General features: G+C 60.7%; 30 protein-coding genes. 19 read left to right on the top strand and 11 right to left on the bottom strand.

What is annotated here, in order from left to right:
* Window positions 1-92: 92 nt before the first annotated feature.
* Window positions 93-1,127 carry a type IV pilus twitching motility protein PilT gene (locus tag AC1RL4_RS05675; RefSeq protein ID WP_230173307.1) on the bottom strand — a complete coding sequence of 345 codons (1,035 nt, stop codon included), beginning with the start codon at window positions 1,125-1,127 and terminating at the stop codon, window positions 93-95.
* A 195-nt stretch (window positions 1,128-1,322) separates the two neighbouring features.
* Between AC1RL4_RS05675 and AC1RL4_RS05670 the strand changes: the two genes are divergently transcribed.
* From AC1RL4_RS05670 to AC1RL4_RS05625, 10 genes are all read left to right on the top strand, one after another.
* Window positions 1,323-2,021, top strand: a complete 699-nt coding sequence (locus AC1RL4_RS05670; protein ID WP_019580615.1) for a YggS family pyridoxal phosphate-dependent enzyme — start codon at window positions 1,323-1,325, stop codon at window positions 2,019-2,021.
* Window positions 2,022-2,055: 34 nt separating this feature from the next.
* Window positions 2,056-2,874: a pyrroline-5-carboxylate reductase gene (proC, locus tag AC1RL4_RS05665; RefSeq protein ID WP_028939078.1), complete on the top strand. Its 819-nt coding sequence runs from the start codon at window positions 2,056-2,058 to the stop codon at window positions 2,872-2,874.
* 10 nt (window positions 2,875-2,884) lie between these two features.
* On the top strand, window positions 2,885-3,475 hold the full coding sequence (locus AC1RL4_RS05660) for a YggT family protein (RefSeq protein ID WP_019580613.1): 591 nt from the start codon (window positions 2,885-2,887) through the stop codon (window positions 3,473-3,475).
* Between the two features lie 4 nt (window positions 3,476-3,479).
* On the top strand, window positions 3,480-3,773 hold the full coding sequence (locus tag AC1RL4_RS05655) for a DUF167 domain-containing protein (protein ID WP_028939079.1): 294 nt from the start codon (window positions 3,480-3,482) through the stop codon (window positions 3,771-3,773).
* 96 nt (window positions 3,774-3,869) lie between these two features.
* Entirely contained in the window at window positions 3,870-5,009 is a 1,140-nt protein-coding gene (gene metX, locus AC1RL4_RS05650) for a homoserine O-succinyltransferase MetX (protein ID WP_019580611.1), read from the top strand.
* Window positions 5,010-5,016: 7 nt separating this feature from the next.
* Window positions 5,017-5,637 (top strand): methionine biosynthesis protein MetW, encoded by a 621-nt coding sequence (gene metW / locus AC1RL4_RS05645; protein WP_007939351.1) that lies wholly within the window; start codon window positions 5,017-5,019, stop codon window positions 5,635-5,637.
* A 26-nt stretch (window positions 5,638-5,663) separates the two neighbouring features.
* A complete protein-coding gene (locus tag AC1RL4_RS05640; RefSeq protein WP_019580610.1) occupies window positions 5,664-6,098 on the top strand; it encodes a DUF4426 domain-containing protein in 435 nt (144 codons plus the stop codon).
* Window positions 6,095-6,691, top strand: coding sequence for an RdgB/HAM1 family non-canonical purine NTP pyrophosphatase (gene rdgB / locus AC1RL4_RS05635; protein WP_007939349.1), 597 nt, complete (start codon window positions 6,095-6,097; stop codon window positions 6,689-6,691). The genes AC1RL4_RS05640 and rdgB overlap by 4 nt, the downstream gene beginning before the upstream one ends.
* A complete protein-coding gene (hemW, locus tag AC1RL4_RS05630) occupies window positions 6,688-7,890 on the top strand; it encodes a radical SAM family heme chaperone HemW (protein ID WP_230173305.1) in 1,203 nt (400 codons plus the stop codon). The genes rdgB and hemW overlap by 4 nt, the downstream gene beginning before the upstream one ends.
* A gap of 9 nt (window positions 7,891-7,899) precedes the next feature.
* Window positions 7,900-8,223 carry a DUF3392 domain-containing protein gene (locus AC1RL4_RS05625; protein WP_018928699.1) on the top strand — a complete coding sequence of 108 codons (324 nt, stop codon included), beginning with the start codon at window positions 7,900-7,902 and terminating at the stop codon, window positions 8,221-8,223.
* A 122-nt stretch (window positions 8,224-8,345) separates the two neighbouring features.
* On the opposite strand, the gene trmB is transcribed toward AC1RL4_RS05625, so the two are convergent.
* The 4 genes from trmB to AC1RL4_RS05605 all read right to left on the bottom strand — a co-directional run bounded on the left by trmB (window position 8,346) and on the right by AC1RL4_RS05605 (window position 10,601).
* A complete protein-coding gene (gene trmB / locus AC1RL4_RS05620) occupies window positions 8,346-9,071 on the bottom strand; it encodes a tRNA (guanosine(46)-N7)-methyltransferase TrmB (protein WP_018928698.1) in 726 nt (241 codons plus the stop codon).
* A gap of 9 nt (window positions 9,072-9,080) precedes the next feature.
* Entirely contained in the window at window positions 9,081-9,875 is a 795-nt protein-coding gene (locus tag AC1RL4_RS05615) for a thiazole synthase (RefSeq protein ID WP_007939343.1), read from the bottom strand.
* A gap of 63 nt (window positions 9,876-9,938) precedes the next feature.
* Complete coding sequence (gene thiS / locus AC1RL4_RS05610; protein WP_007897898.1) at window positions 9,939-10,139, bottom strand: sulfur carrier protein ThiS; 201 nt, start codon at window positions 10,137-10,139, stop codon at window positions 9,939-9,941.
* Between the two features lie 90 nt (window positions 10,140-10,229).
* Window positions 10,230-10,601: a DUF423 domain-containing protein gene (locus AC1RL4_RS05605; protein ID WP_019580607.1), complete on the bottom strand. Its 372-nt coding sequence runs from the start codon at window positions 10,599-10,601 to the stop codon at window positions 10,230-10,232.
* A gap of 74 nt (window positions 10,602-10,675) precedes the next feature.
* On the opposite strand from AC1RL4_RS05605, the gene mtgA reads away from it, so the two are divergent.
* Entirely contained in the window at window positions 10,676-11,398 is a 723-nt protein-coding gene (gene mtgA / locus AC1RL4_RS05600) for a monofunctional biosynthetic peptidoglycan transglycosylase (protein ID WP_019580606.1), read from the top strand.
* A gap of 99 nt (window positions 11,399-11,497) precedes the next feature.
* Here mtgA and rpoH read toward each other — a convergent pair whose 3' ends face one another.
* The 4 genes from rpoH to ftsY form a co-directional block, all read right to left on the bottom strand.
* Complete coding sequence (rpoH, locus tag AC1RL4_RS05595; RefSeq protein WP_007897890.1) at window positions 11,498-12,352, bottom strand: RNA polymerase sigma factor RpoH; 855 nt, start codon at window positions 12,350-12,352, stop codon at window positions 11,498-11,500.
* A 113-nt stretch (window positions 12,353-12,465) separates the two neighbouring features.
* Window positions 12,466-13,491 (bottom strand): permease-like cell division protein FtsX, encoded by a 1,026-nt coding sequence (gene ftsX / locus AC1RL4_RS05590; RefSeq protein WP_018928695.1) that lies wholly within the window; start codon window positions 13,489-13,491, stop codon window positions 12,466-12,468.
* Window positions 13,488-14,159, bottom strand: coding sequence for a cell division ATP-binding protein FtsE (ftsE, locus tag AC1RL4_RS05585; RefSeq protein WP_018928694.1), 672 nt, complete (start codon window positions 14,157-14,159; stop codon window positions 13,488-13,490). The genes ftsX and ftsE overlap by 4 nt, the downstream gene beginning before the upstream one ends.
* A complete protein-coding gene (ftsY, locus tag AC1RL4_RS05580) occupies window positions 14,156-15,691 on the bottom strand; it encodes a signal recognition particle-docking protein FtsY (RefSeq protein WP_230173303.1) in 1,536 nt (511 codons plus the stop codon). Before ftsY ends, ftsE begins: the two co-directional genes overlap by 4 nt.
* Before the next feature lie 343 nt (window positions 15,692-16,034).
* Here ftsY and AC1RL4_RS05575 point away from each other — a divergent pair, with 343 nt between their 5' ends.
* The 5 genes from AC1RL4_RS05575 (at window position 16,035) to AC1RL4_RS05555 (ending at window position 21,408) form a co-directional block, all read left to right on the top strand.
* A complete protein-coding gene (locus tag AC1RL4_RS05575) occupies window positions 16,035-17,390 on the top strand; it encodes a M16 family metallopeptidase (protein WP_096479418.1) in 1,356 nt (451 codons plus the stop codon).
* Window positions 17,383-18,873 carry a M16 family metallopeptidase gene (locus AC1RL4_RS05570; RefSeq protein ID WP_230173301.1) on the top strand — a complete coding sequence of 497 codons (1,491 nt, stop codon included), beginning with the start codon at window positions 17,383-17,385 and terminating at the stop codon, window positions 18,871-18,873. The genes AC1RL4_RS05575 and AC1RL4_RS05570 overlap by 8 nt, the downstream gene beginning before the upstream one ends.
* Window positions 18,873-19,484 (top strand): 16S rRNA (guanine(966)-N(2))-methyltransferase RsmD, encoded by a 612-nt coding sequence (gene rsmD / locus AC1RL4_RS05565; RefSeq protein WP_018928689.1) that lies wholly within the window; start codon window positions 18,873-18,875, stop codon window positions 19,482-19,484. Before AC1RL4_RS05570 ends, rsmD begins: the two co-directional genes overlap by 1 nt.
* Window positions 19,485-19,557: 73 nt before the next feature.
* On the top strand, window positions 19,558-20,568 hold the full coding sequence (locus AC1RL4_RS05560) for a hydrolase (RefSeq protein ID WP_230173293.1): 1,011 nt from the start codon (window positions 19,558-19,560) through the stop codon (window positions 20,566-20,568).
* Window positions 20,569-20,571: 3 nt separating this feature from the next.
* On the top strand, window positions 20,572-21,408 hold the full coding sequence (locus AC1RL4_RS05555; protein ID WP_019580601.1) for an AraC family transcriptional regulator: 837 nt from the start codon (window positions 20,572-20,574) through the stop codon (window positions 21,406-21,408).
* A gap of 54 nt (window positions 21,409-21,462) precedes the next feature.
* On the opposite strand, the gene AC1RL4_RS05550 is transcribed toward AC1RL4_RS05555, so the two are convergent.
* Complete coding sequence (locus tag AC1RL4_RS05550) at window positions 21,463-22,317, bottom strand: sulfurtransferase (RefSeq protein WP_230173291.1); 855 nt, start codon at window positions 22,315-22,317, stop codon at window positions 21,463-21,465.
* A gap of 33 nt (window positions 22,318-22,350) precedes the next feature.
* Window positions 22,351-23,022, bottom strand: coding sequence for a TetR/AcrR family transcriptional regulator (locus AC1RL4_RS05545; RefSeq protein WP_018928685.1), 672 nt, complete (start codon window positions 23,020-23,022; stop codon window positions 22,351-22,353).
* Between the two features lie 146 nt (window positions 23,023-23,168).
* Between AC1RL4_RS05545 and AC1RL4_RS05540 the strand changes: the two genes are divergently transcribed.
* Genes AC1RL4_RS05540 through AC1RL4_RS05530 form a run of 3 tightly spaced genes read left to right on the top strand, consistent with a single transcriptional unit; the run spans window position 23,169 to window position 26,811 of the window.
* A complete protein-coding gene (locus tag AC1RL4_RS05540; RefSeq protein ID WP_230173289.1) occupies window positions 23,169-24,599 on the top strand; it encodes a coniferyl aldehyde dehydrogenase in 1,431 nt (476 codons plus the stop codon).
* A 28-nt stretch (window positions 24,600-24,627) separates the two neighbouring features.
* On the top strand, window positions 24,628-25,173 hold the full coding sequence (locus AC1RL4_RS05535) for a twin-arginine translocation pathway signal protein (RefSeq protein ID WP_230173287.1): 546 nt from the start codon (window positions 24,628-24,630) through the stop codon (window positions 25,171-25,173).
* Window positions 25,174-25,215: 42 nt separating this feature from the next.
* Window positions 25,216-26,811, top strand: a complete 1,596-nt coding sequence (locus tag AC1RL4_RS05530; RefSeq protein ID WP_230173285.1) for a GMC family oxidoreductase — start codon at window positions 25,216-25,218, stop codon at window positions 26,809-26,811.
* Window positions 26,812-26,841 lie beyond the last annotated feature (30 nt).

Below are 26,841 nucleotides of genomic sequence, written 5' to 3'. Positions count from 1 at the left end.
AGCGTTACTAGAAAGACCGCATCGCCCGAGTTTGCGACTGCTTCGCAGCCGAACGGGGGCAAGCCCCCTCGCCACAGGTCGCGCTCCAACCCTCAAAAATTATCCGGCGACCGCGCCTTCTCCCGCGCATGCTCGCGGCTGATCACGCCCTTGGTCACCAACTCCTTCAGACACATATCCAGCGTCTGCATCCCCAGCGACCCTCCGGTCTGAATCGACGAGTACATCTGCGCCACCTTGTCTTCACGGATCAAGTTACGGATCGCCGAGGTGCCGAGCATGATTTCGTGTGCGGCAACCCGCCCGCCGCCGACTTTTTTGATCAGTGTCTGGGACACCACCGCCAGCAATGACTCGGAGAGCATCGAGCGCACCATCGATTTCTCGTCACCCGGAAACACGTCCACCACCCGGTCGATGGTTTTCGCCGCCGAGGTGGTGTGCAGCGTGCCGAATACCAGGTGGCCGGTCTCGGCGGCGGTCAATGCCAGCCGAATAGTCTCCAGGTCACGCATTTCCCCCACCAGAATCACGTCCGGGTCTTCACGCAGGGCCGAGCGCAGGGCCGTGGCAAAGCTGCGGGTGTCGCGATGGACTTCACGCTGATTGATCAGGCATTTGCGCGACTCGTGGACGAACTCGATGGGGTCTTCGATGGTAAGGATGTGGTGATGGCGATGGTTGTTCAGGTAATCGATCATCGCTGCCAGCGTGGTGGACTTGCCGGAACCGGTGGGGCCGGTCACCAGCACCAGGCCTCGGGGGGACTCGGTAATCTTGCGAAACACGTCCCCCATACCCAAGTCGTCCATGCTCAGGACCTTCGACGGAATGGTCCGGAACACCGCGCCCGCGCCACGATTCTGGTTGAAGGCGTTGACCCGGAAACGCGCCACGCCGGGCACTTCGAAGGAAAAGTCGGTTTCAAGATGCTTCTCGAAGTCCACCCGCTGGAGGTCGTTCATGATGTCGTAGATCAGCTCATGCACCTCCTTGTGGTCCAGGGCCGGCAAGTTGATGCGTCGCACATCGCCATCGACACGGATCATCGGTGGCAGGCCGGCGGACAGGTGCAGGTCGGACGCGCCTTGTTTGGCGCTGAAAGCCAGCAGCTCAGTGATATCCATAGCGCTCCTCAATTCCAGTAGAATGCCGCGAACCTTCAGACCGCTGGCGCCTAATCCTCGCCTGAAAAGTCGCCGAGCGATGATCAGGCAAGGCAAAAGTCGGCGAAGAAGCGGAGTTGACGTCAGTCAATGAGCATTCTGAGTCGACTTTTAACGCCGCATGATCGAGTGTAGGCACTTTTCAGGCAGGATTTGATGTCCACGATAGCAGACAACATTGCTCAGGTTAGTTCACGCATCCAGGCAGCAGCCAAAGCCGCCCACCGCGATGAGAACAGCATCCAGCTATTGGCCGTGAGCAAAACCAAGCCCGCCGAGGCCCTGCGTGAAGCCTATGCCGCCGGGATCCGCGACTTTGGCGAAAACTACCTGCAGGAAGCCTTGGGCAAACAGCTCGAGTTGGCCGACCTGCCCTTGATCTGGCACTTCATCGGCCCCATTCAATCGAACAAGACTCGTGCTATCGCCGAGCACTTCGACTGGGTGCACTCCGTGGATCGTTTGAAAATCGCACAACGCCTGTCCGAACAGCGCCCTGCCGATTTGCCGCCCTTGAACATCTGCATCCAGGTCAACGTCAGTGGTGAAGCCAGCAAATCCGGCTGCACCCCGGCTGACCTGCCCGCCCTGGCCAATGCCATCAGTGCGCTGCCGCGTTTGAAATTGCGCGGGCTGATGGCGATTCCCGAGCCGACTGAAGATCGCGCCGCCCAGGATGCCGCCTTTGCTGCCGTGCGCGACTTAATCAAAAGCATGCAAGCCAGCCTGAACCTGCCACTCGACACACTTTCCATGGGCATGAGCCACGACCTCGAGTCGGCCATTGCCATGGGCGCCACTTGGGTCCGCATCGGTACGGCCCTGTTTGGCGCCCGCGATTACAGTCGACCATGAACATGGCTGACTCACCTCTCTATAAGGACCTGACATGAGCAAGACTCGTATTGCCTTTATCGGAGCCGGCAACATGGCCGCCAGCCTGATCGGCGGCCTGCGCGCCAAAGGTCTGGACGCCGCGCAGATCCGCGCCAGCGATCCGGGCGAAGAAACCCGTGCCCGCGTGAAAGCCGAACACGGCATCGAAGTGTTTGCCGACAACGCCCAAGCCATAGAGGGCGTGGACGTGGTCGTACTGGCGGTCAAACCCCAGGCGATGAAAGTCGTTTGCGAAGCCATTCGCCCAAGCCTCAAGCCGAACCAGCTGGTGGTGTCGATTGCGGCCGGCATCACCTGCGCCAGCATGAACAACTGGCTGGGTGCCCAGCCGATTGTGCGCTGCATGCCCAACACCCCGGCTCTGCTGCGCCAGGGTGTGAGTGGCTTGTATGCCACGGCCCAAGTGAGCGCCGAGCAACGCCAGCAGGCCCAAGAACTGCTGTCGGCGGTCGGCATTGCTTTGTGGCTGGACGAAGAACAGCAACTGGACGCGGTCACTGCCGTTTCCGGCTCCGGCCCTGCGTATTTCTTCCTGCTGATCGAAGCCATGACCGCTGCTGGCGTAAAGCTCGGCCTGCCACCCGAAATTGCTGCACAACTGACCGTGCAAACCGCGCTGGGCGCTGCACACATGGCAGTCGCCAGCGATGTCGACGCGGCTGAACTGCGTCGCCGCGTGACCTCGCCTGCGGGCACCACCGAAGCGGCGATCAAATCGTTCCAGGCTGGCGGCTTCGAAGCCCTGGTGGAAAAAGCACTCGGCGCCGCCGCGCACCGCTCGGCCGAGATGGCCGAACAACTGGGCAAATAAGGAGCCTTACATGATTGGATTGAACACTGCAGCGATTTACGTGCTGCAAACCCTCGGCAGTCTGTACCTGCTGATCGTGCTGCTGCGGTTCGTGCTGCAACTGGTGCGCGCAAACTTCTACAACCCGCTGTGCCAGTTCGCCGTGAAAGCCACCCAGCCACTGCTCAAGCCACTGCGCCGGATCATCCCGAGCCTGTTCGGCCTGGACATGTCCTCGCTGGTGCTGGCAATCCTCGTGCAACTGGCGTTGATGGCCCTGACCCTGCTGCTGACCTTCGGCACCACCGGTAACCCGCTGCAATTGCTGATCTGGTCGCTGATCGGCGTAACGGCGCTGTTCCTGAATATCTTCTTCTATGCCCTGATCATCAGCGTGATCCTGTCCTGGGTCGCGCCGGGCAGCCACAACCCCGGCGCCGAGCTGGTGAACCAGATCTGCGAGCCGGCCCTGGCGCCGTTCCGCAAGATTCTGCCAAACCTCGGCGGCCTGGATATCTCGCCGATCCTGGCGTTCATGGTGCTCAAGCTGATCGACATGCTGGTGATCAACAACCTCGCGGCCTTGACCATGATGCCGCAAATCCTGCGCCTGCTGATCTGATCCGGTGAGCTACTTTCGCTGGGACGGTGATGACCTGATTCTGGAATGTCACCTGCAACCTGCGGCCCGCAGCGATGATTTCGCCGGGCTGCACGGTGATCGCCTGAAGATCCGCCTGACCGCACCGCCTGTCGAAGGCAAGGCCAACGCGTATCTGATGGCGTTTCTGGCCAAGGCGTTCGGGGTTTCCAAGAGTCAGGTCAGCTTGATCAGCGGAGAGCTGAACCGGCAGAAGCGGGTGCGGATCTGTTCGCCGAAGAAGCTGCCGGATTTGCCGAATCTGGTGCGCCCGGCCTGACCTCAATGTGGCGAGGGAAAATCAGGCCCGGCCTTTGCTTGCCGCTAGCCACAGCGGTCTTTAGACTTACGCCTCATTTCAATGAGAGCAGGGTCGATGCCAGCTGCCTTCCCCCCCGATTCTGTTGGTCTGGTGACGCCGCAAGTGGCGCACTTCAGTGAACCCCTGGCCTTGGCCTGTGGCCGTTCGCTGCCCGCTTATGACCTGATCTATGAAACCTACGGCACGCTGAACGCCACGGCGAGCAATGCCGTGCTGATCTGCCACGCCTTGTCCGGTCACCATCACGCCGCCGGCTTCCACAGCCCCGACGACCGCAAACCCGGTTGGTGGGACAGCTGCATCGGCCCCGGCAAACCGATCGACACCAACAAGTTCTTCGTGGTCAGCCTGAACAATCTTGGCGGTTGCAACGGTTCCACCGGCCCCAGCAGCATCAATCCGGAAACCGGCAAGCCGTTCGGCGCCGATTTCCCGGTATTGACCGTGGAAGACTGGGTACACAGCCAGGCGCGTCTCGCCGACCTGCTCGGCATCGGCCAATGGGCGGCGGTAATCGGCGGCAGTCTGGGCGGCATGCAGGCCTTGCAGTGGACCATCACCTATCCGGATCGCGTGCGGCACTGCCTGGCGATCGCCTCGGCGCCGAAACTGTCGGCTCAGAACATCGCGTTCAACGAAGTCGCACGTCAGGCGATTCTTACCGACCCGGAGTTCCACGGCGGTTCGTTCCAGGAATACGGGGTGATCCCCAAGCGCGGGCTGATGCTGGCGCGAATGGTCGGGCACATCACGTACCTGTCCGATGACTCCATGGGCGAAAAATTCGGTCGCGGCCTGAAGAGCGAAAAGCTCAACTACGACTTCCACAGTGTCGAGTTCCAGGTCGAAAGCTACCTGCGCTATCAAGGCGAGGAGTTTTCCGGACGTTTCGACGCCAACACCTATCTGCTGATGACCAAGGCGCTGGATTACTTCGATCCGGCGGCGAACTTCGACGATGACCTGGCGAAAACCTTCGAAGGCGCGAAAGCCAAGTTCTGCGTGATGTCCTTCACCACCGACTGGCGTTTCTCCCCTGCCCGCTCGCGGGAGCTGGTGGACGCGCTGATGGCGGCCAGGAAAGACGTCTGCTACCTGGAGATCGACGCTCCGCAAGGCCACGATGCCTTCCTGATTCCGATCCCGCGTTACTTGCAGGCCTTCAGCAATTACATGAACCGCATATCGCTTTGAGGAAGACATGAGAGCCGATCTGGAAATCATCCAGGAATGGATCCCCGCCGGCAGCCGCGTGCTCGACCTCGGCTGCGGTGATGGCGAGCTGCTGACCTGGCTGCGTGACCACAAGCAGGTCACCGGCTATGGCCTGGAAAACGACCCGGACAACATTGCCGAGTGCGTCGCCAAAGGCATCAACGTCATCGAGCAGGACCTGGACAAAGGCCTGGGCAACTTTGCCAGCAACAGTTTCGACATCGTGGTCATGACCCAGGCCCTGCAAGCCGTGCATTACCCGGACAAGATCCTCGACGAAATGCTGCGGGTCGGTCGCCAGTGCATCATCACCTTCCCCAACTTCGGTCACTGGCGCTGCCGCTGGTACCTGGCGAGCAAGGGCCGGATGCCGGTTTCGGAATTTCTGCCGTACACCTGGTACAACACGCCAAACATTCACTTCTGCACCTTCGAAGACTTTGAAGCGCTGTGTCGCGAACGTGAAGCCAAGGTCATTGATCGACTTGCCGTGGATCAACAGCATCGACACGGGTGGGCCAGTAAGCTATGGCCTAATCTGTTAGGTGAGATCGGTATCTATCGCGTCAGCAGCCCCGGTCTGCCGGACCACAAGGTCGCGGTCTGAATCACGACACTTCGAGGAGAACGATCATGGGTCGTCTAGCGCTGTTTGTACTTACTGCCTGCCTGAGCGTCACCGCCATGGCCGCCGACGTCATCAAAGGTGAGCGCCAGGAAACCTTTGGCGACGTGACGGTGCACTACAACACCTTCAACTCGACCTTCCTGACACCGGACATTGCCAAAGCGGCTGAGCTGACTCGCAGTAAAAACCTGGGCGTGATCAACATTTCGGTACTCAAGGACGGCAAACCGCAAACGGCGCAAGTCAGCGGGACGGTCAAAGACCTGACCAGCCAAAGCGTCCCGTTGAAGTTCAAACAGATCACCGAAACAGGCGCGGTCTACTACATCGCCCAGTACCCGGTGCCACAGCAGGAAATCCGCACCTTTGAAATCAAGGTGCAGACCGGCGACAAAATCAACACCATCAATTTCAACCAAGAGCTCTTCCCCGGCGAATGATCAATTTCACGCAACTCGTATTGGCCAGCCATAACGCCGGCAAACTCAAGGAACTCCAGGCCATGCTCGGCGAATCGGTGCACTTGCGCTCAATCGGCGAGTTCAGCAGCGTCGAGCCTGAAGAAACCGGCCTGTCGTTCGTCGAAAACGCCATTCTCAAGGCCCGCAACGCCTCGCGCATTTCCGGCCTGCCGGCCTTGGCCGACGATTCGGGGCTGGCGGTGGATTTCCTCGGCGGCGCGCCGGGTATCTATTCGGCCCGTTATGCTGATGGCAAGGGCGATGCGGCGAACAACGCCAAACTGCTCGACGTCATGAAAGACGTGCCACAAGCGGAGCGCGGCGCGCAATTCGTCTGCGTGTTGGCGCTGGTGCGTCATGCCGACGATCCGTTGCCAATCCTCTGCGAAGGCCTGTGGCATGGGCGCATCCTGACCCAGGCCAGCGGTGAGCACGGTTTTGGCTACGATCCGCTGTTCTGGGTGCCAGAACGCGAGTGCTCCAGCGCCGAGCTTAAGCCCAGCGACAAGAACCAGATCAGTCACCGCGCCCGTGCAATGGATCTGCTGCGCCAGCGTCTGGGCTTGAAATGACCATTGAATCATCCGCGTCGCCGCTGATCTTCGGCGGCGCGCAATCGCCTCGGGCCGCTTTGCCTGTGCTGCCGCCCTTGGCGCTGTACATCCACATCCCGTGGTGTGTACGCAAATGCCCTTATTGCGACTTCAACTCCCACACCGCCAGCCCGGTGCTGCCGGAACAAGAGTATGTGGACGCCTTGCTCGCCGACCTCGATCAAGACCTGCATGCGGTCTATGGCCGCGAACTGAGCTCGATCTTCTTTGGTGGCGGTACGCCGAGCCTGTTCAGCGCCGAGGCGTTGGGCCGTTTGCTCAAGGGTGTCGAGCAACGTATTCCGTTTGCCAGCGACATAGAAATCACCCTGGAAGCCAACCCAGGAACGTTCGAGCAGGAGAAATTCCGCGCTTACCGGGCGCTGGGCATCAATCGCCTGTCGATCGGTATCCAGAGCTTTCAGGAAGAAAAACTCAAGGCGCTGGGGCGGATCCACAACGGCGATGAAGCCGTGCGTGCCGCCGACATGGCGCGCCAGGCTGGCTTCGACAACTTCAATCTGGACCTGATGCACGGTTTGCCCGATCAGACGCTGGACGATGCCCTGAGCGACCTGCGCCAGGCCATCGCCCTGAAGCCGACGCACCTGTCCTGGTATCAGCTGACCCTGGAGCCGAACACGGTGTTCTGGAACCAGCCGCCGACGCTGCCGGAAGATGACGCCCTGTGGGACATTCAAGAGGCCGGCCAGGCGCTGTTGGCCGAGCACGGTTACGCGCAGTACGAAGTCTCGGCCTATGCCCAGCCCGGCCGGCTGGCGCGGCATAACCTCAATTACTGGAGTTTCGGCGACTTCATCGGCATCGGCGCCGGTGCCCACGGCAAGCTCAGCCATCCGGACGGGCGCATCGTACGCACCTGGAAGACTCGCCTGCCGAAGGATTACCTCAATCCAGCCAAAAGCTTCAAGGCTGGCGAGAAAGCGCTGACCAACGAAGAACTGCCGTTCGAGTTCCTGATGAACGCCTTGCGCCTGACCGAGGGTGTCGAAGCGCGGTTGTATCCGGAGCGCACCGGGATGCCCCTGGAAAGCCTTGCCGAAGGCCGCCGCGAGGCCGAACAAAGTGGCTTGTTGCAGGTCGAACCGTCACGTCTGGCAGCCACGATGCGCGGACAACTCTTTCTCAATGACTTGCTGCAGACTTTTCTGACATAAGGAAATCGAATGGATCTGGTACTCGACCTGCTCGCCACCGTGTCCCGCTGGAGCCGTAGCAACCTGTCGGAAATCTCTCTGGCGCTGGTGGGCTGCCTGCTGGTGCTGTTTGGCGCCGACCTCAAGGGCTGGGTCGACCAACGCCTGGGCAGCATCGCCGGCGCCTTGCGCATCCCGCTGATGGCCCTGCTGTGCATGGTCGGCAGCGGCGTAGCGCTGATCTATGCCACGCCATGGATCATCAAAGGCCTGAGCCAGTTCAACAACTACAGCCTGGCGCCGGTGTTGTTGGTGGTGCTGGTGCTGATCGGGGTTGTGGCAGACCGTCGCTAAGCCGGGCACAACACAAATCCCGTAGGAGCGAGGCTTGCCCGCGAAGAACGATGACACGGTGTATCAGTTACACCGCGGCGTCCCCTTCGCGGGCAAGCCTCGCTCCTTGGATTTCAGGTCGGTCAGCTCTGTTTTTCGAACTTCAGATCCCACACGCCATGCCCAAGACGTTCGCCGCGGCGTTCGAACTTGGTGATCGGGCGTTCGGCCGGGCGCGGGACGCACTTGCCGTCTTCGGCGAGGTTGCGATAGCCCGGGGCGACGTTCATCACTTCCAGCATGTACTCGGCGTAAGGCTCCCAGTCGGTGGCCATGTGCAACACACCGCCGACCTTCAACTTGCTGCGCACCAGTTCAGCGAACGATGCCTGAACGATACGACGCTTGTGGTGACGGCTCTTGTGCCACGGATCCGGGAAAAACAGCATCAGGCGGTCGAGGCTGTTGTCGGCGATGCAACGGTTGAGCACTTCGATCGCATCGCAATCGTAGACACGCAGGTTGGTCAGGCCCTGAGTCAGCACGCCATTGAGCAGCGCGCCGACACCCGGACGGTGAACTTCAACGCCAATGAAATCCTGCTCCGGCGAAGCCGCGGCCATTTCCAGCAGCGAATGGCCCATGCCGAAACCGATTTCCAACGAGCGCGGCGCCGAACGGCCGAACACCTGATCGAAATCCACCGGCGCATCGGCCAGGGGCAGTACGAACAGCGGAGCGCCCTGCTCCAGGCCGCGTTGCTGGCCTTCGGTCATGCGCCCGGCGCGCATCACGAAACTCTTGATACGGCGGTGTTGGCGCTCTTCGCCTTCTTCCTGCTGGATAGGCGTGTCGTTTGATTCAGTCATCAATGGCTCTTACTTGATCAGACCATCCAGCGGCGAGGAGGCGCTGGCATAGAGTTTTTTCGGCATGCGCCCGGCGAGGTAGGCCAGACGACCTGCCACGATGGCGTGTTTCATGGCTTCAGCCATCATGATCGGCTGCTGGGCATGGGCGATGGCCGAGTTCATCAGCACCGCTTCACAGCCCAGCTCCATGGCGATGGTGGCGTCGGAGGCAGTACCGACACCGGCATCCACCAGCACCGGGATTTTCGCCTCTTCGAGGATGATCTGCAGGTTGTACGGGTTGCAGATCCCCAGGCCCGAGCCGATCAGACCAGCCAGCGGCATGACCGCGATACAGCCAATTTCCGCCAGTTGACGGGCAATGATCGGATCATCGCTGGTGTACACCATCACGTCGAAGCCTTCCTTGACCAGCACTTCGGCGGCCTTGAGGGTTTCGATCACGTTGGGGAACAGGGTTTTCTGATCCGCCAGCACTTCCAGCTTCACCAGGTTGTGGCCGTCGAGCAGCTCACGGGCCAGGCGGCAGGTGCGCACGGCTTCAATGGCGTCGTAGCAACCGGCAGTGTTCGGCAGGAAGGTGTAGCGATCCGGCGACAGGACTTCGAGCAGGTTCGGTTCGCCCGGGTTCTGGCCGAGGTTGGTCCGGCGCACGGCGAAGGTGACGATCTCGGCACCCGAAGCCTCGATGGCCAGGCGGGTTTCTTCCATGTCACGGTACTTGCCGGTGCCTACCAGCAAACGCGACTGGTAAGTACGACCGGCCAGGACGAAGGGCTTGTCGCTACGAACGATGCTCATGGGAAATCCTCTGTTGGGGTGAGGTTCTTGCACAATGATTCTGTGGTCGCTCGGGCCAGACGGCTAGCCGCCGCCGATGGCGTGTACCACTTCGACCGAGTCGCCGTCGTTCAGCGTGGTTTCAGCGTGCTGGCTGCGCGGGACGATATCCAGATTGAGCTCGACCGCCACCCGGCGCCCGGTCAGTTCCAGACGGGTCAGCAGGGCCGCAACGGTTTCACCGTCGGGCAGTTCAAGGGATTCGCCGTTCAACTGAATGCGCATGCCGAATGCCGCCATCATTTTTAGGGGCTGGCATTCTAGCCCGATCAGACTTGGCGACCCAAGCCATTCGTCACGAAATGGACTGCGTGGTCAGCTCAGCCGCCAGGCGGCAAGCCCCAGGCAAACCCAGCCGACCAGAAACGCGAGACCGCCGAACGGTGTAACGATCCCGAGCTTGCTGACGCCGGTCATCGTCAGCAGGTACAGGCTGCCGGAAAACAACACAATGCCGAGAGCAAAAGACGCGCCGGCCCAGGTAATCAGACGACCGGGAATCTGCGTGGCCAGCAGCGCCACACCCAGCAACGCCAGGGTATGCACCAGTTGATAAGTGACGCCCGTGTGGAAAATCGCCAAATACTCAGGCGTCAGGCGGTTTTTCAGGCCGTGGGCAGCGAATGCGCCCAAGGCAACGCCGGTGAATCCGAAGAAAGCGGCAAGCATCAGAAAGCCACGCAGCATGAAGAACTCCAGTCAGACTCGATCAGCAGGGTCTGTATAATGGCCGGCTCAACGGGTTCGGCCAAGCCATCTCTATGCTGCAGTTAATTTTCCGTCGTTTCACAAAGGCCCTGCTCTGGTTCGCGGCCGGCAGTGTTTTGCTGGTTCTGCTGTTTCGGGTGGTGCCGCCACCAGGAACGGCACTGATGGTCGAGCGCAAGATCGAATCCTGGGTCGACGGCGAGCCGATCGATCTGCAACGCACCTGGAAACCCTGGGATGAAATCTCCGACGACCTGAAAGTCGCGGTGATTGCCGGCGAAGACCAGAAGTTTCCCGAGCATTGGGGCTTTGATTTCAGTGCGATTCAGGCGGCGTTTGCACATAACGAGCGCGGCGGCTCGATTCGCGGCGCCAGCACCTTGAGCCAGCAAGTGTCGAAAAACCTGTTTCTGTGGTCTGGCCGCAGCTGGCTGCGTAAAGGCCTGGAAGCCTGGTTTACCGGATTGATCGAAGTGTTCTGGCCCAAGCAGCGGATTCTTGAGGTATACCTCAATAGCGTCGAGTGGGATGAAGGTGTGTTCGGCGCCGAAGCGGCGGCCCGGCATCACTTTGGCGTGGGCGCTGGTTCGCTGTCCCGACAGCAGGCAAGTTTGCTGGCCGCGGTACTGCCGAACCCGCGGGTGTGGAGTGCCAGCCATCCGACTTCTTACGTTGCAAGGCGGGCCGGGTGGATTCGCCAGCAGATGAATCAGCTGGGCGGGGACAGCTATCTGGTCGGCCTCAACGATTCCCGCCGGGCGCCATGGGCTCAATGACACCGAAGATCCCACAAGGTCGACGCTAAACCGGAAATTGGGCAGAAAAAAAAACGCCCCGATCAATGATCGGGGCGTTTTTTATTGCCTTCGCGCGGGTTACGCAGCGATCGACAACTTGAGCTTGTTCATCGCGCTCTTCTCGAGCTGACGAATACGCTCGGCCGACACGTTGTACTTCTGCGCCAGGTCGTGCAGCGTGGCTTTTTCTTCTGCCAGCCAGCGTTGGTAGAGGATGTCGCGGCTGCGGTCGTCCAGCACTTCAAGCGCTTCGTGCAGGTTGTGGTTGGAGTTGTCGCTCCAGTCGGCGTCTTCCAGTTGACGAGCCGGATCGTACCGGTGGTCTTCCAGGTAGTTGGCCGGCGATTGGAAGGCACTGTCGTCGTCCGCTTCCGCGGCCGGGTCGAAGGCCATGTCATGGCCGGTCAGGCGACTTTCCATCTCGCGCACTTCCCGCGGCTCTACACCGAGGCTTTCCGCCACACGATGGACTTCCTCGTTGTTCAGCCAGGCCAGACGTTTCTTCTGGCTGCGCAGGTTGAAGAACAGCTTGCGCTGAGCCTTGGTGGTCGCGACTTTAACGATCCGCCAGTTGCGCAGGATGAACTCGTGGATTTCCGCCTTGATCCAGTGCACCGCAAAGGACACCAGGCGCACACCCATTTCCGGGTTGAAACGCTTGACCGCTTTCATCAGGCCGACGTTGCCTTCCTGGATCAGGTCAGCCTGGGCCAGGCCGTAACCGGAATAGCTACGGGCAATGTGTACGACAAAACGCAGGTGGGCGAGCACCATCTGCCGAGCCGCCCCCAAATCCTGCTCATAATAGAGACTCTCGGCCAGTTCACGCTCCTGCTCCGGCGTCAGCAATGGAATGCTGTTCACCGTGTGCACATAGGCCTCCAGGTTCGCACCCGGGACCAGAGCATATGCAGGCTGCAAAGAATTGGTCATACGAAAAAACCTCCGACTTACATAACTCGTGCAGTTCAGCACTGCGAAAATTGACCGGAAACCAAAAAACAAGTTCCCATAAACGCTGAAAGGTCAATACGAGCAAAATGATATTACTTTGGCGCAAGCTCCCGCAGGTGGCGTGCGACTGCAATCCATGCACCGATATACCCCAACAGCACCGCGCCAAGCAAGAGCGACAGACCGTCGGCAACTGGCACTCCGGCCAGCGCAAAATCACTGCCGTACAAACCGGCCAGTCCAACCACCGCGTCGTTCAGCCAGTTCAGGCCGAACGCCAATACGCCCCAGGAAAGAATCCCCGCACCGAAGCCATAAAGCGCGCCCATGTACAGAAAGGGCCTGCGCACATAACTGTCCGTGCCGCCGACGAGTTTAATCACTTCTATCTCTGTGCGGCGGTTTTCAATATGAAGACGAATGGTATTGCCTATCACCAAAAGTAATGCAGAAACCAAAAGCACGGTCAGACCGAAGACAAAACGGTCGCCCAGCTTGAGGATGGCCGCCAGACGCTCGACCCAGACTAGATCAAGTTGCGCCTGTTGTACCTTCGGCAACTCGGAAAGTTTTTGTCGTAATGCTTCAAGCGCAGGCTTGTCGACCTCTTTCGGAGTCACCAGAACCACGCCTGGCAGCGGGTTTTCCGGCAGTTCCTTAAGGGCTTCGCCCAGACCGGACTGCTGCTGGAACTCTTCCAGCGCCTGATCGCGACCCACGTATTCGGCATCCGCTACGCCCGGCATACCCTTGATCTGCTCACGCAACGACTCACCCTCGGCAGGGCTGGCCTCAAGTTGCAGGTACAGGGAAATCTGCGCCGCACGCTGCCAGGAGCCACCGAGACGCTCGACGTTATTCAGCAAAAGTGACAGGCCCATCGGCAAGCTCAGGGCCACCGCCATCACCATACAGGTGAAAAAACTGCCGATTGGGTGCTTGCCCAAGCGACGCAAGCTGTCCAGCAAACTGGCACGATGACTTTCGATCCAGGCGCGGAACAGCGTGGCGAAATCCGGGCCATCGTCATCGTCGCGTTTTTTCTTCTGCTGTGGTTGCGGATCGGCGGCCTTCGGGGCCACGCGCTCGGAAACCTTGGGGCTACGTGTCGCACTCATACGCCGGCCTCCCCGTCGCCGATCAATCGACCACGCTGCAGGGTCAGCATGCGATGACGCATGCGGGCAATCAGCGCCAGGTCGTGACTGGCGATCAGCACGCTGGTGCCCAGACGGTTGATGTCTTCGAACACGCCCATGATTTCTGCCGCCAGACGCGGGTCGAGGTTACCGGTCGGTTCATCCGCCAGCAGCAAGGCCGGGCGGTGAACGATGGCGCGAGCGATGCCGACGCGCTGTTGCTGGCCGGTAGACAGGTCGCCAGGGTAGAGATCGGTTTTGTCCGAGAGCGCCACGCGCTCCAGGGCCGAGTCCACGCGCTTGACGACTTCGGCCTTGGACAGGCCAAGGATCTGCAACGGCAACGCGACGTTATTGAACACCGTGCGATCGAACAGCAACTGGTGGTTCTGGAACACCACGCCGATCTGTCGGCGCAGGAACGGAATCTGTGCGTTGCTGATGGTGCTCAGGTCTTGCCCGGCCAGCAGCAATTTGCCGGTGGTCGGACGTTCCATGGCCAGCAACAGCCGCAACAAGGTGCTTTTACCGGCGCCGGAATGGCCGGTGACAAACAAGAATTCGCCCCGACGGACTCGAAAGCTCAGCTCATGCAAGCCGACGTGACCGTTCGGGTAGCGTTTACCGACCTGTTCGAAACGAATCATGAACGCTCCCGCTCGGCAAACAATGCCTGGACAAAGGGTTCTGCTTCAAAAGTACGCAAATCGTCGATGCCTTCACCAACGCCGATGTAACGGATCGGCAAGCCAAACTGCTTGGCCAGGGCGAAAATCACCCCACCCTTGGCGGTGCCGTCGAGTTTGGTCAGCGCCAGGCCGGTCAATTCGACGGTCTGGTTGAATTGCTTGGCCTGGTTGATGGCGTTCTGGCCGGTACCGGCATCGAGCACCAACAGCACCTCATGAGGCGCGTCGGCGTCGAGCTTGCCGATCACCCGGCGAACCTTCTTCAACTCTTCCATCAAATTGTCTTTGGTGTGCAGGCGACCGGCGGTGTCGGCGATCAACACATCAATGCCACGGGCCTTGGCGGCCTGCACGGCGTCGAAGATTACCGAGGCCGAGTCGGCGCCGGTGTGCTGGGCGATCACCGGGATCTTGTTGCGCTCGCCCCAGACCTGCAGTTGCTCGACCGCCGCGGCGCGGAAGGTGTCACCAGCGGCGAGCATGACTTTCTTGCCTTCCAGTTGCAGCTTCTTCGCCAGCTTGCCGATGGTGGTGGTTTTGCCGGCACCGTTGACGCCGACCACCAGAATCACGAACGGCTTGTTCTGCGAGGTGATTTTCAGCGGCTGCTCGACCGGTTTGAGCATCGCTGCCAATTCGGCTTGCAGGGATTTGTACAGCGCGTCGGCATCGGCCAGCTCCTTGCGGGCGACTTTCTGAGTCAGGCGCTGAATGATCACCGATGTCGCTTCGACGCCGACATCGGCGGTCAGCAGACGGGTCTCGATGTCTTCGAGCAGTTCGTCATCAATGGTTTTCTTGCCGAGGAACAGGCTGGCCATGCCCTCGCCAATGCTGGCGCTGGTCTTGGACAGGCCTTGCTTGAGACGGGCGAAGAAACCGGCTTTGGTCTCTTCGGTACGCACAGGCTCGACTGGAGTTTCGAGGGGCGCAACCGGTGTGGCGGCAACAGGAGCGATGACGGGTGCAGGCGCAGGCGCAGGCGCTGGAGCAACTGGAGCAACCGGAGCAACCGGAGCAACAAATGCTGGCACTGCAGGCTCTGGAACCACTGGAGCAGGTTCGGCCACGAACACGGGTGGAACGGCTGCCGGTGCAACGACTGCCGGCTCAACCACTGGCGCCCGAACCGGCTCCGGAGCAAACGCAGTCGGGGCCGGAATCGGTGGCGTGATGTGCGGCGCTTGCTCATCTTCAACCAGCGCCACCGGCTCTTCCGCTACCGGCAAAGTCAGCCACGGCGTGGCAACTGGCGTCAGCGGCAATGGGGCCGCGACTTCGGTTTCAGGTACGAGCGCGGCCGCAGGTTGCAGCACCGGCTCGGCAATCGGCGCAGGCTTTTGCTCTATAACCGGTGCCGGGGTTGGCTCAGAAAGTGGCTGTGGCTGTTCGACAACGGGTTCCTGCGGCTTTTTGCGCAGCCATCCGAACAGGCTTTTCTTCTCACCAGCCGCAGCTGGGGTCTTCTTGTCGTCGTTGGAACCAAACATGGAGGACGGCTATCTCACGGTAGCGACGCGCCAATAGGCGCCTCGGCAAATAAAAATTCGATGCTGAACAGACTGCGATTCATCCAGCTTGTTCACGCGCAACATTTTGTCGAGGAGCCAACGGCGCCTCAAAGGTCGACTAATACGAAGGACTGGAACAGCATCGTCGGCGAAAACGCAGAGTTTAGCTGACAAACTCAAAGTTTCTGCCGGTAACCCATGCAACCTGCAAGCCGATCAAAGGCCTGATAGGCGTGGCCGCCAGTAAAACGGATCAGTATCCTAGCACCCTCTCGCCCGCCGACGCTAAGACCAGCGGGCAGCCCAACAGGTTTAAAAACGAATGAATGCTCTAGCCCGCCGCGCTGCAGGCCTGCTGCTCAGCACAGTTTGTCTGCCCCTCTCAGCCTTGGCTGCCGACCCACAACCGACCCACGAATTCACCCTCGACAACGGCCTGAAGGTTGTCGTGCGCGAAGACCATCGCGCACCGGTCGTCGTTTCTCAAATCTGGTACAAGGTCGGCTCGAGCTACGAGACCCCAGGCCAGACTGGGCTGTCCCATGCGCTGGAACACATGATGTTCAAGGGCAGCGAGAAAGTCGGCCCCGGCGAAGCCTCGCTGATCCTGCGCGACCTTGGCGCCGAAGAGAACGCTTTCACCAGCGACGACTTCACCGCGTATTACCAGGTGCTGGCCCGCGACCGCCTGGGCGTGGCCTTCGAACTGGAAGCCGACCGCATGGCCAACCTGCGCCTGCCGGCCGACGAGTTCACCCGCGAAATCGAGGTGATCAAAGAAGAGCGTCGCCTGCGCACCGACGACAAGCCGATGTCCAAGGCCTACGAACGTTTCATGGCCATGGCCTACCCCGCCAGCGGTTACCACACACCGACCATCGGCTGGATGGCCGACCTCGACCGCATGAAAGTCGAAGAACTGCGCCATTGGTACCAGTCCTGGTATGTGCCGAACAACGCCACTCTGGTGGTGGTCGGCGATGTAACCCCGGACGAAGTCAAAACCCTGGCCCAGCGTTACTTCGGCCCGATCGCCAAGCGCGACGTGCCACCGGCGAAAATCCCGCTGGAGCTGGCTGAGCCCGGCGAACGCAAGATCACCCTGCATGTGCAGACCCAATTGCCGAGCCTGATGCTGGCCTTCAACGTGCCGAGCATTGCCACCGCCGAAGACAAACGCTCGGTGAACGCCCTGCGCTTGATTTCCGCCCTGCTCGACGGCGGCTACAGCGGCCGCATCCCGACGCAACTGGAACGCGGCGAAGAGCTCGTGTCCGGTGGGTCGTCGAGCTACGACGCCTATACCCGTGGCGACAGCCTGTTCACCCTGTCGGCTTCGCCGAACACCCAGAAAAAGAAAACCATGGCTCAGGCCGAAGCCGGCTTGTGGAAACTGCTCGAACAACTGAAAACCACCGCGCCATCCACTGAAGAACTGGAGCGGGTACGAGCGCAGGTCATTGCCGGCCTGGTTTTTGAGCGTGACTCGATCACCAGCCAGGCCACCGCCATCGGTCAGCTGGAAACCGTCGGCCTGTCCTGGAAACTGATGGACACCGAACTCGCCGACCTGGAAAGCGTGACCCCGCAAGATATCCAGAAGACCGCCAAGCTGTATTTCACCCGCGAACGTCTCAGCGTCGCCCATGTACTGCCACAGGAGACGACTCATGAGTGAGCGTAAAAAGTCGCGCCTGGCCCTGATCGGCCTGATCGCTGTTGCACTGATCGGGTCTGCCGCCTTCTATCTGTCAAAACCCGACGAGTCCAACGCCAGCGAAGCCCTCGACAAGGCCAAGTCCAGCCAAAAGCTGCAATCGCTGGCCGAACTCGACGGCAAGGCCCCAAGCCATCGCTCGCTGAACGTGCAGACCTGGAATACCGCCGAAGGCGCCAAGGTATTGTTCGTCGAAGCCCGTGAACTGCCGATGTTCGACATGCGCCTGATCTTCGCCGCCGGCAGCAGCCAGGACGGTGATGCACCCGGCCTGGCATTACTGACCAACGCCATGCTCAACGAAGGTGTGGCCGGCAAAGATGTCGGCGCCATCGCTCAGGGCTTCGAAGGATTGGGCGCCGACTTCAGCAACGGCGCGTACAAGGACATGGCGCTTGCCTCCCTGCGCAGCCTCAGTGCCGTGGACAAGCGCGAGCCTGCCTTGAAGCTGTTCGCTGAAGTCGTCGGCAAGCCGACCTTCCCCGCCGACTCGTTTGCGCGCATCAAGAACCAGATGCTCGCCGGCTTCGAATACCAGAAACAGAACCCCGGCAAACTCGCCAGCCTGGAGCTGATGAACCGTTTGTACGGCGAGCATCCGTACGCACACTCCAGCGACGGCACAGCCAAGAGCATTCCACCGATCACCCTGGCGCAGTTGCGAGCCTTCCATCAGAAAGCCTACGCCGCCGGCAACGTGGTGATTGCGCTGGTGGGCGACCTGTCGCGCGCCGAGGCAGAGGCGGTTGCCGCCCAGGTGTCCGCCGACCTGCCCAAGGGCCCGGCCCTGGCGAAAATCGAACAACCGACCGACCCCAAGCCCAGCATCGGCCACATTGAGTTTCCGTCCAAACAGACCAACCTGATGATCGCGCAACTGGGTATCGACCGTGACGATCCGGATTACGCAGCGCTGTCCATGGGCAACCAGATTCTTGGCGGCGGCGGTTTCGGCACCCGGCTGATGAGCGAAGTGCGCGAGAAGCGTGGCCTGGCTTACGGCGTGTATTCGGGTTTCAGCCCGATGCAGGCTCGCGGCCCGTTCATGATCAACCTGCAAACCCGCGCCGAAATGAGCGAAGGCACCCTGAAACTGGTGCAGGATGTGCTCGCCGACTACCTTAAGACCGGCCCCACCGAGAAAGAACTCGACGACGCCAAGCGTGAACTGGCCGGCAGCTTCCCGCTGTCCACCGCCAGCAACGCCGATATCGTCGGTCAGCTCGGCGCCATGGGCTTTTACAACTTGCCGCTGAGCTACCTGGAAGACTTCATGCAACAGTCCCAGAGCCTGACCGTCGAGCAAGTCAAAGCCGCACTGAACAAACACCTGAGCACGGATAAACTAGTCATCGTCAGCGCTGGCCCGTCCGTGCCACAAAAGCCGTTGCCGGCCCCAACTGACAAACCCGCCGAGCAACCGCTCGGGGTCCCGGAGCATTAATGGCCACTCGCCCAAAAAAACCTGTCCATAACGTGCATAACGGTGTGAACCAACTGCGCATCATCGGTGGCGAATGGCGCAGCCGAAAGCTGAGCTTCCCGGATGCTCCGGGCCTGCGCCCGACGCCGGACCGGGTGCGTGAGACCCTGTTCAACTGGCTCGCGCCTTACGTCGCCGGGGCCAAGGTGCTCGATCCGTTTGCCGGCAGCGGCGCGCTGTTCCTGGAAGCCTTGTCCCGTGGCGCGGCCATGGGCCAGGCGCTGGACGCCAGCAACATCGCGGTGTCCAGCCTGAAAGAACATCTGGGCACCCTGCGCTGCACCAACGGCCAGGTACAGACTGCCGACGCCTTGCGTTATCTGGAAACCCAACCGGCCACGGCGTTCGACCTGGTGTTCCTCGACCCGCCGTTCAATCAGAATCTGTTGCCTGTGGTTTGCACTCTGCTCGAAGAACGTCATTGGCTGGCCGACGATGCGTGGGTCTACACTGAAAGCGAAAGCGCACCGTCGATATTGGGTTTGCCAGAAAATTGGCGCCTGCATCGGGAGCAAAAATCGGGACGGGTGTACTACGCGTTGTGGCAACGTATGGCAGGGATCGCCGGCTAGTCCGGCCTGAGAAAACGGTGCGAAGCTCAGTCAGCTAACGCTGCGGGTACGCGCCGCAGCATCGAGAGCAATCGTGTCCCATCTGCCAGAACGTTTCACCCCTGCCTTCACGCCCGCCTACGGCCTGGGTAATCCGCACTTACAAACCTTGTGGGGACCGCTATGGCGCAAAACCACGCATATCGAGCGTGAGCGCGAGCGATTGTGGCTTGAAGATGGCGATTTCCTTGACCTGGACTGGCACGGTCCACACAGCGCGAATGCACCGTTGGTGCTGGTATTGCACGGCCTGACCGGCTCGTCGAATTCGCCTTATGTGGCCGGCATGCAGAAAGCGCTGGGTGTCCAGGGTTGGGCCAGCGTCGCGTTGAACTGGCGAGGTTGCTCCGGCGAGCCCAATCTGTTGCCGCGCAGCTACCATTCCGGGGCCAGTGAAGACTTGGCCGAAACCATCAGGCACCTGCGCACCCAACGCCCCCTCGCGCCGCTGTATGCGGTCGGTTATTCCATGGGCGGTAACGTGTTGCTCAAGCATCTGGGTGAAACCGGCAGCAACAGCGGTGTACTCGGTGCGGTGGCAGTGTCGGTGCCGTTCCGCCTCGATCACTGTGCCGATCGTATCAGCCAGGGTTTTTCCCAGTTCTACCAAGCGCATTTCATGCGAGAGATGGTCGCCTACATCAAGAACAAGCAACGCAGATTCCAGCATGAGGGACATGAGGATGGCCTGGCGGCATTGGAGGCGCTGGGCTCATTGGAAAATTTGCGTACCTTCTGGGACTTCGACGGCCGGGTCACCGCACCGCTCAATGGTTTCGCCGATGCCGCGGACTACTATCGTCGCGCTTCGAGTCGCTATTTCCTTGGAGAGATTCGCACGCCAACCCTGATCATCCAGGCGGCTGACGACCCGTTTGTGTTTCCGCATAGCCTGCCGCAAGCCGACGAATTGTCCGCCAGCACTCAATTCGAGTTGCAGGCCAAGGGCGGGCATGTGGGTTTCGTCGAGGGTTCGTTCAGACAACCGGGTTACTACCTGGAACGGCGCATTCCCCAATGGCTGGCCGCCACAGGGCGCAAGTAAACAGTGGAAGTCGATCAGGGTGAGTCGATCCACTTCTGGCAAACGGCACCGCTGGCCGGGGTCGAGTTGTTGTCTGCGCGCTACATCGAACACCGCTTCGCCCCTCATGTGCATGACGGCTATGTGATCGGCATGATCATGGCCGGCGCCCAGCGTTATCGCTATCGCGGTGCCGAGCATTTGGCGGGTAGCGGCACGCTGGTGCTGATCAACCCGGACGAACTGCACACCGGCCACAAAGGTACGGAGGACGGTTGGTTGTACCGGGCGTTTTATCCCGACAGCGGGCAAATTCTCTCGCTGCTGGAGGAGCTTGAACTGCCGAGCGACACCTTGCCGGTGTTTGGCGCCACGCTGTACCGCGACCCGGATCTGGTGAGGGGGTTCTGCCAACTGCATCGACTGCTGGAAAGTCCGTCCACGGCCCTGCAGCAGCAAACGGTCTGGCGGGAAATGATGTTGTCGCTGTTGCAACGCCACGCAGCCGTCCCGATCGCCGGCAAACCCGGCAAGGAACACCGCGCGGTGACCTTGGCCAAAGAACGGCTGCAATCGCAATTGGCGGCGCCGCCCTCGCTGGAAGAACTGGCGGCGACGGTGAACCTGTCCCCCTTCCACTTCGCCCGGGTGTTCCGCCGCGCCACCGGCATGCCGCCGCACGCCTGGCTGATGCAGCAGCGTATCGCTCGGGCACGGGCGTTGTTACAGGACGGCTGCCTGCCGCTGGAAGTCGCGACGCAACTGGGTTTTGCCGACCAGAGTCATCTGAGCCGGCAATTCAAGCAGGTTTATGGCGTTGGACCGGGAGCGTATCGCAGCGCGCGGCAGTTACCCGGTTGATGACAGCAAAGATCCAAATGTGGGAGCAAGCCAGCCCCCACATCGGCTCTGCGCTTACTCGCCGGTGGCGACGCCTCGCGCGGGGTCGTTGATCCACTCGCTCCACGAACCGGCATACAACGCCCCCAATGGATAACCCGCCAGGCACAGGGCGAACAGGTTGTGGCAGGCCGTCACGCCGGAACCGCAATAGGCGACCAGCTCCGTCGGCGAACGATCACCGAGCTTCGCAGCAAACCGCTGTTTGAGCTGATCGGCGGGCAGAAAACGCCCGTCGCTGCCCAGGTTTTCGGTGAACGCGGCGCATTGTGCGCCGGGAATGTGCCCGGCAATCGGATCGATTGGCTCCACTTCGCCCTTGAAGCGCGGCATGGCGCGGGCGTCGAGTAAGGTCAATGCGGGCTGACCGAGACGTTTCTGGAGCTGTTTGGCGCTGAGCACCAGCGAAGCATCCGGCGTCCCGGTGAAGGTGCCGCGAGTGATCGACGGCGGATCAAGACTCAGGGGTAATCCGGCGGCATGCCAGGCCTTCAGCCCGCCATCGAGAATGAACACACCGTCGCGCTTGCCCAGCCAGGCCAGCAACCACCAGGCCCGCGCCGCGTAGGCGCCAGGACCGTCATCGTACAAAACCACTTCGCTGTCGGCATTGATGCCCCAGGCTTGCAGGCGCTCGATCAGCTTTTCGGGTTCAGGCAACGGATGACGCCCGGTAACGCCCTTGACCACTGCCCCGCTCAGATCACGCTCGAGATCGGCAAAACTCGACCCGGCAATATGCCCTTCGGCATAACTGCGCTGACCGTAATCCGGGTCTTCGAGGGCAAAACGACAATCCAGAATCACCAGCCCCGGGGTCTCCTTTTTCAGGTCCAACGCTTGCGGGCTGATCAGTTGCGCAATGGGCATAACGGGCTCCTGTGATGTTGTCGGTCTTGAATCCTAATGCACTTCTTCCAGCGCCTGGGCCAGTGGCACGTAAAATTCGTCGAACAGCGCATTTACCGCGTCGCGCGATTGATCGGTGACGAACCCGGCCTCAAGCACCAACACCTGATACACGCCGCGCTTTATGGCCTGTTCGCTCAAGTGGTTGGAGTTTTCCCGCGTGGTGCACAGAAACCGCACCCACGACGTGAGGATGATCCAGGCGTTCAGCGTCAGGGACTCGATCTGAACCTTATCCATGTTCAGGATGCCAGCGGCGACGAACCCTTCGTAAATGGCGGTGCCCTGGATCAGGCAGCGCTGGGAAAAGCGCCGGTAACGGGCGGCCAGTTCGGGATCACTGTCGAGCAAGTGCTCGAGGTCGCGATGCAAAAACCGGTAGCGCCACATGGCGGCGAGCAATTCCTTGAGGTAGAAGCGCTTGTCTTCGACCGTCGCGGCGCGGCCCTGGGGTGGGCGCAGGAAGCTGTCCACCAGGCTTTCGTACTCACTGAACAGCACAGCGATGATCGCCTGCTTGTTGGGGAAGTGGTAGTACAGGTTGCCCGGAGAAATCTCCATGTGGGCAGCAATGTGGTTGGTGCTGATGCTGCGCTCGCCCTGCTGATTGAACAGCTCCAGGCTGTTCTGCACGATGCGCTCGCTGGTTTTGATCCGAGGGGCCATGGCTTGAGCTTTAATTCAGAGTGCGGTGACGGGCATCTTACGACCTATCCGTGGGTGGATAAAACAAAGCTGCTTCAGGATGTCATTTGACTTTTTAGAGCACGGACTCTAAAAATCCCCTCATTACAATAAATCCGGAGCCGACCATGCCTGCTGACATCGCCTACCTGAAGAACTTGCAGCAGCCTCTGGACGAGCTCCAAACCCTGTTCGATGCTCAACGCGCCGCGTATGCAGGCAACCCGATGCCACCCGAAGCTCAACGCCAGCAATGGCTAAAGGCATTGCGGGATCTGTTGAGCAATGAGCGCCAGGCCTTGATCGACGCCATCAGCCAGGATTTCAGCCACCGCAGCGCCGACGAAACCCTGCTCGCCGAATTGATGCCCAGCCTGCACGGCATTCACTACGCCAGCCAACACCTCAAAGGCTGGATGAAGGCCTCGAGGCGTAAAGTCGGCATCGCCTTTCAACCCGCGTCGGCCAAAGTCGTTTATCAACCGCTGGGCGTGGTCGGGGTGATCGTGCCGTGGAACTACCCGTTGTACCTGGCCATCGGGCCGTTGGTGGGTGCGTTGTCGGCGGGCAACCGGGTGATGCTCAAACTCAGCGAATCGACCCCCGCCACCGGTTTGCTGCTCAAGGAATTGCTGGGGCGGATATTCCCTCAAGACCTGGTTTGCGTGGTGCTCGGCGAGGCCGACATCGGCGTGGCGTTCTCCCGGTTGCGCTTCGATCACCTGCTGTTCACCGGCGCCACCAGCATCGGCAAACACGTGATGCGCGCAGCCGCCGAGAACCTGACTCCAGTGACCCTCGAACTGGGCGGCAAGTCCCCGGCCATCGTTTCCCGCGATGTGCCGCTCAAGGATGCCGCCGAACGCATCGCTTTCGGCAAGACCCTCAACGCCGGGCAAACCTGTGTCGCCCCGGACTACGTGTTGGTGCCGGAAGACCGCGTCGGCTCCTTCGTCGAAGCCTATCGCCAGGCAATTCGCGGGTTTTATCCGACCCTGGCCGACAATCCGGACTACACCGCCATCATCAATGACCGACAACTGGCGCGGCTCAACGGTTACCTCAGCGACGCTACCAGCAAGGGCGCGCTGCTGATTCCGCTGTTCGATCAGGGCCAGGGCCGGCGCATGGGTCATAGCCTGCTGCTCAACGTCAGCGACGACATGACGGTGATGCAGGACGAAATCTTCGGCCCGCTGCTGCCGATCGTGCCGTACAAGGACCTCGATGAAGCGTTTGCCTACATCAACCAACGGCCTCGTCCGCTGGCGCTGTATTACTTCGGCTACGACAAGCGCGAGCAAAACCGCGTTCTCCACGAAACCCATTCCGGCGGCGTATGCCTCAACGACACCTTGCTGCACGTCGCCCAGGACGACATGCCGTTCGGCGGCATCGGCGCCTCGGGCATGGGCCACTACCACGGCCATGAGGGTTTCCTGACCTTCAGCAAGGCCAAGGGTGTGCTGATCAAACAGCGTTTCAATGCGGCAAAGCTGATCTATCCGCCGTACGGCAAATCCATTCAGAAACTGATCCAGAAGCTGTTTATCCGCTAACGATCAACACCGCCGGGTAATAACAATAATGAGCCCAAGCCTGTCCGACACACCCGCGCTGTCACGGCGCGGCCTGCTTAAATTCAGCCTGGGCGCCAGCGCCTTTCTGGCCACAGCCGGATTCGGCGCGAGCCTCAGCGGCTGCTCGTCGAGCACGGCGGCCAGCGGTTTCGCGACTCTGCGCAGCGGTGACCTGTTGTTTCTGCGGGCACTGATCCCGGTAATGCTCGACGGTGCCGTAATCGTCGAGAAAATGCCGGCCGCCGTCGAAGGCGCCCTCAAAAGCCTGGATTACAGCCTCGATCACCTGTCGCCGGAAATGCTCAAGCTGACCCGACAATTGTTCGATGTGCTGGGGATGAGCATCACTCGCGGCCCACTGACCGGGATCTGGGGCAGCTGGGAAAACGCCAGCGGCGAAGCCATCCGACATTTTCTCGACCGTTGGGAAAACAGCTCGTTGAGCCTGCTGCGCATGGGCCATAGCTCGTTGCTGCAAATGGTGATGATGGCGTGGTACAGCCGGGCGGAGTCGTGGGTGCATTGCGGGTATCCGGGGCCGCCTACGGTTTGAGACCGCAGCGCGCCCAGAACATAACAACAAGAGAACCTGACGATGCCCGTACCCGATCCGTTCCGCGAAGGCCTGGCCCGTGGCTGGAAAACCTACAACGGCGCCCAACTGACCCAGAACCTGACCCTCGAAGCGGATGTGGCGATCATCGGCAGCGGTGCCGGCGGCGGAACCACCGCCGAAATCCTCAGCGCCGCAGGCTACAAGGTCTTGCTCATCGAAGAAGGCCCACTCAAGACCAGCAGCGACTTCAAGATGCTCGAAGATCAGGCCTACACCAGCCTCTATCAGGAAGGCATCGGGCGCATGAGCAAGGACGGTGCGATCACCATCCTCCAGGGCCGGGCGGTGGGCGGTACCACGCTGATCAACTGGACTTCGAGCTTTCGCACCCCGGATCAGACGCTCGAACACTGGGCCAAAGAACATGGCGTCGTAGGCCACGCACCGGCCGAGATGGCGCCCTGGTTCGAGAAAATGGAACAACGCCTGGGCGTCGCCCCGTGGCTAGTGCCGCCCAACGCCAACAACGACGTCATCCGCAAAGGCTGCGAAAAACTCGGCTACGCCTGGCATGTGATCCCGCGCAACGTGCGCGGCTGCTGGAACATCGGCTACTGCGGCATGGGTTGCCCGACCAACGCCAAGCAATCGATGCTGGTCACGACCATCCCGGCGACCCTGGAAAAAGGTGGCGAGCTGCTCTATCTGGCTCGCGCTGAAAAGCTGTCGATCAAGGACGGCAGAGTTACGGGCCTGCACTGTGTGGCGATGGATGAGCGTTGCGTTGCCCCTACCGGACGCACAATCACGGTCAAGGCACGGCATTACGTGCTGGCCGGTGGCGGGATCAACAGCCCGGCGCTGCTATTGCGTTCAGAGGCGCCGGATCCGCATGAGCGACTGGGGAAACGGACGTTCCTGCATTTGGTCAACATGTCCGCCGGGCTGTTCGACGAGGTGATCAACCCGTTCTACGGCGCGCCGCAGTCGATTTATTCCGACCATTTCCAGTGGCAGGACGGCATCACCGGCAAGATGTCCTACAAATTGGAGGTCCCACCGCTGCACCCGGCGCTGGCCACCACCCTGCTCGGTGGCTTCGGCACGGAAAACGCCCGGCACATGGAGAATCTGCCACATACCCACGCGATGCTGGCGTTGCTGCGAGACGGTTTTCACCCGGACAGCCCCGGCGGCAGTGTCGAATTGCGCAGTGACGGCACGCCGGTGCTCGACTATCAGGTTTCACCGTATGCCTGGGACGGGTTGCGCCGGGCGTTCCATAGCATGGCCGAGATCCAGTTCGCCGGTGGCGCCAACGCTGTGATGCCGCTGCATGCCGACGCCCGTTACGTCAGAACCCTCACCGAAGTGCGTGCCTTGATCGATGGATTGAGCCTTGAGCTGTATCGCACGCGCCTGGGCAGTGCTCATGTAATGGGCGGTTGTGCCATGGGTGAAGACCCGAAAAACGCCGTGACCGATAGCCTCGGCCGACATCACCAACTGCACAATCTATCGATTCACGACGGCTCGCTATTTCCCACCAGCATTGGTGCAAACCCACAATTGTCGGTCTACGGACTGACGGCACAACTGGCGAATTCACTGGCCGAGCGTTTGAAAAACCCATGAAAACGAGGAATATTCCCATCGTCTATAGTG

The sequence above is a fragment of the Pseudomonas sp. GW822-FHT07A10 genome (assembly GCF_058798795.1).
The sequence above is the reverse complement of the archived record's forward strand: the minus strand, read 5'-3'. Positions and strand labels throughout refer to the sequence as shown.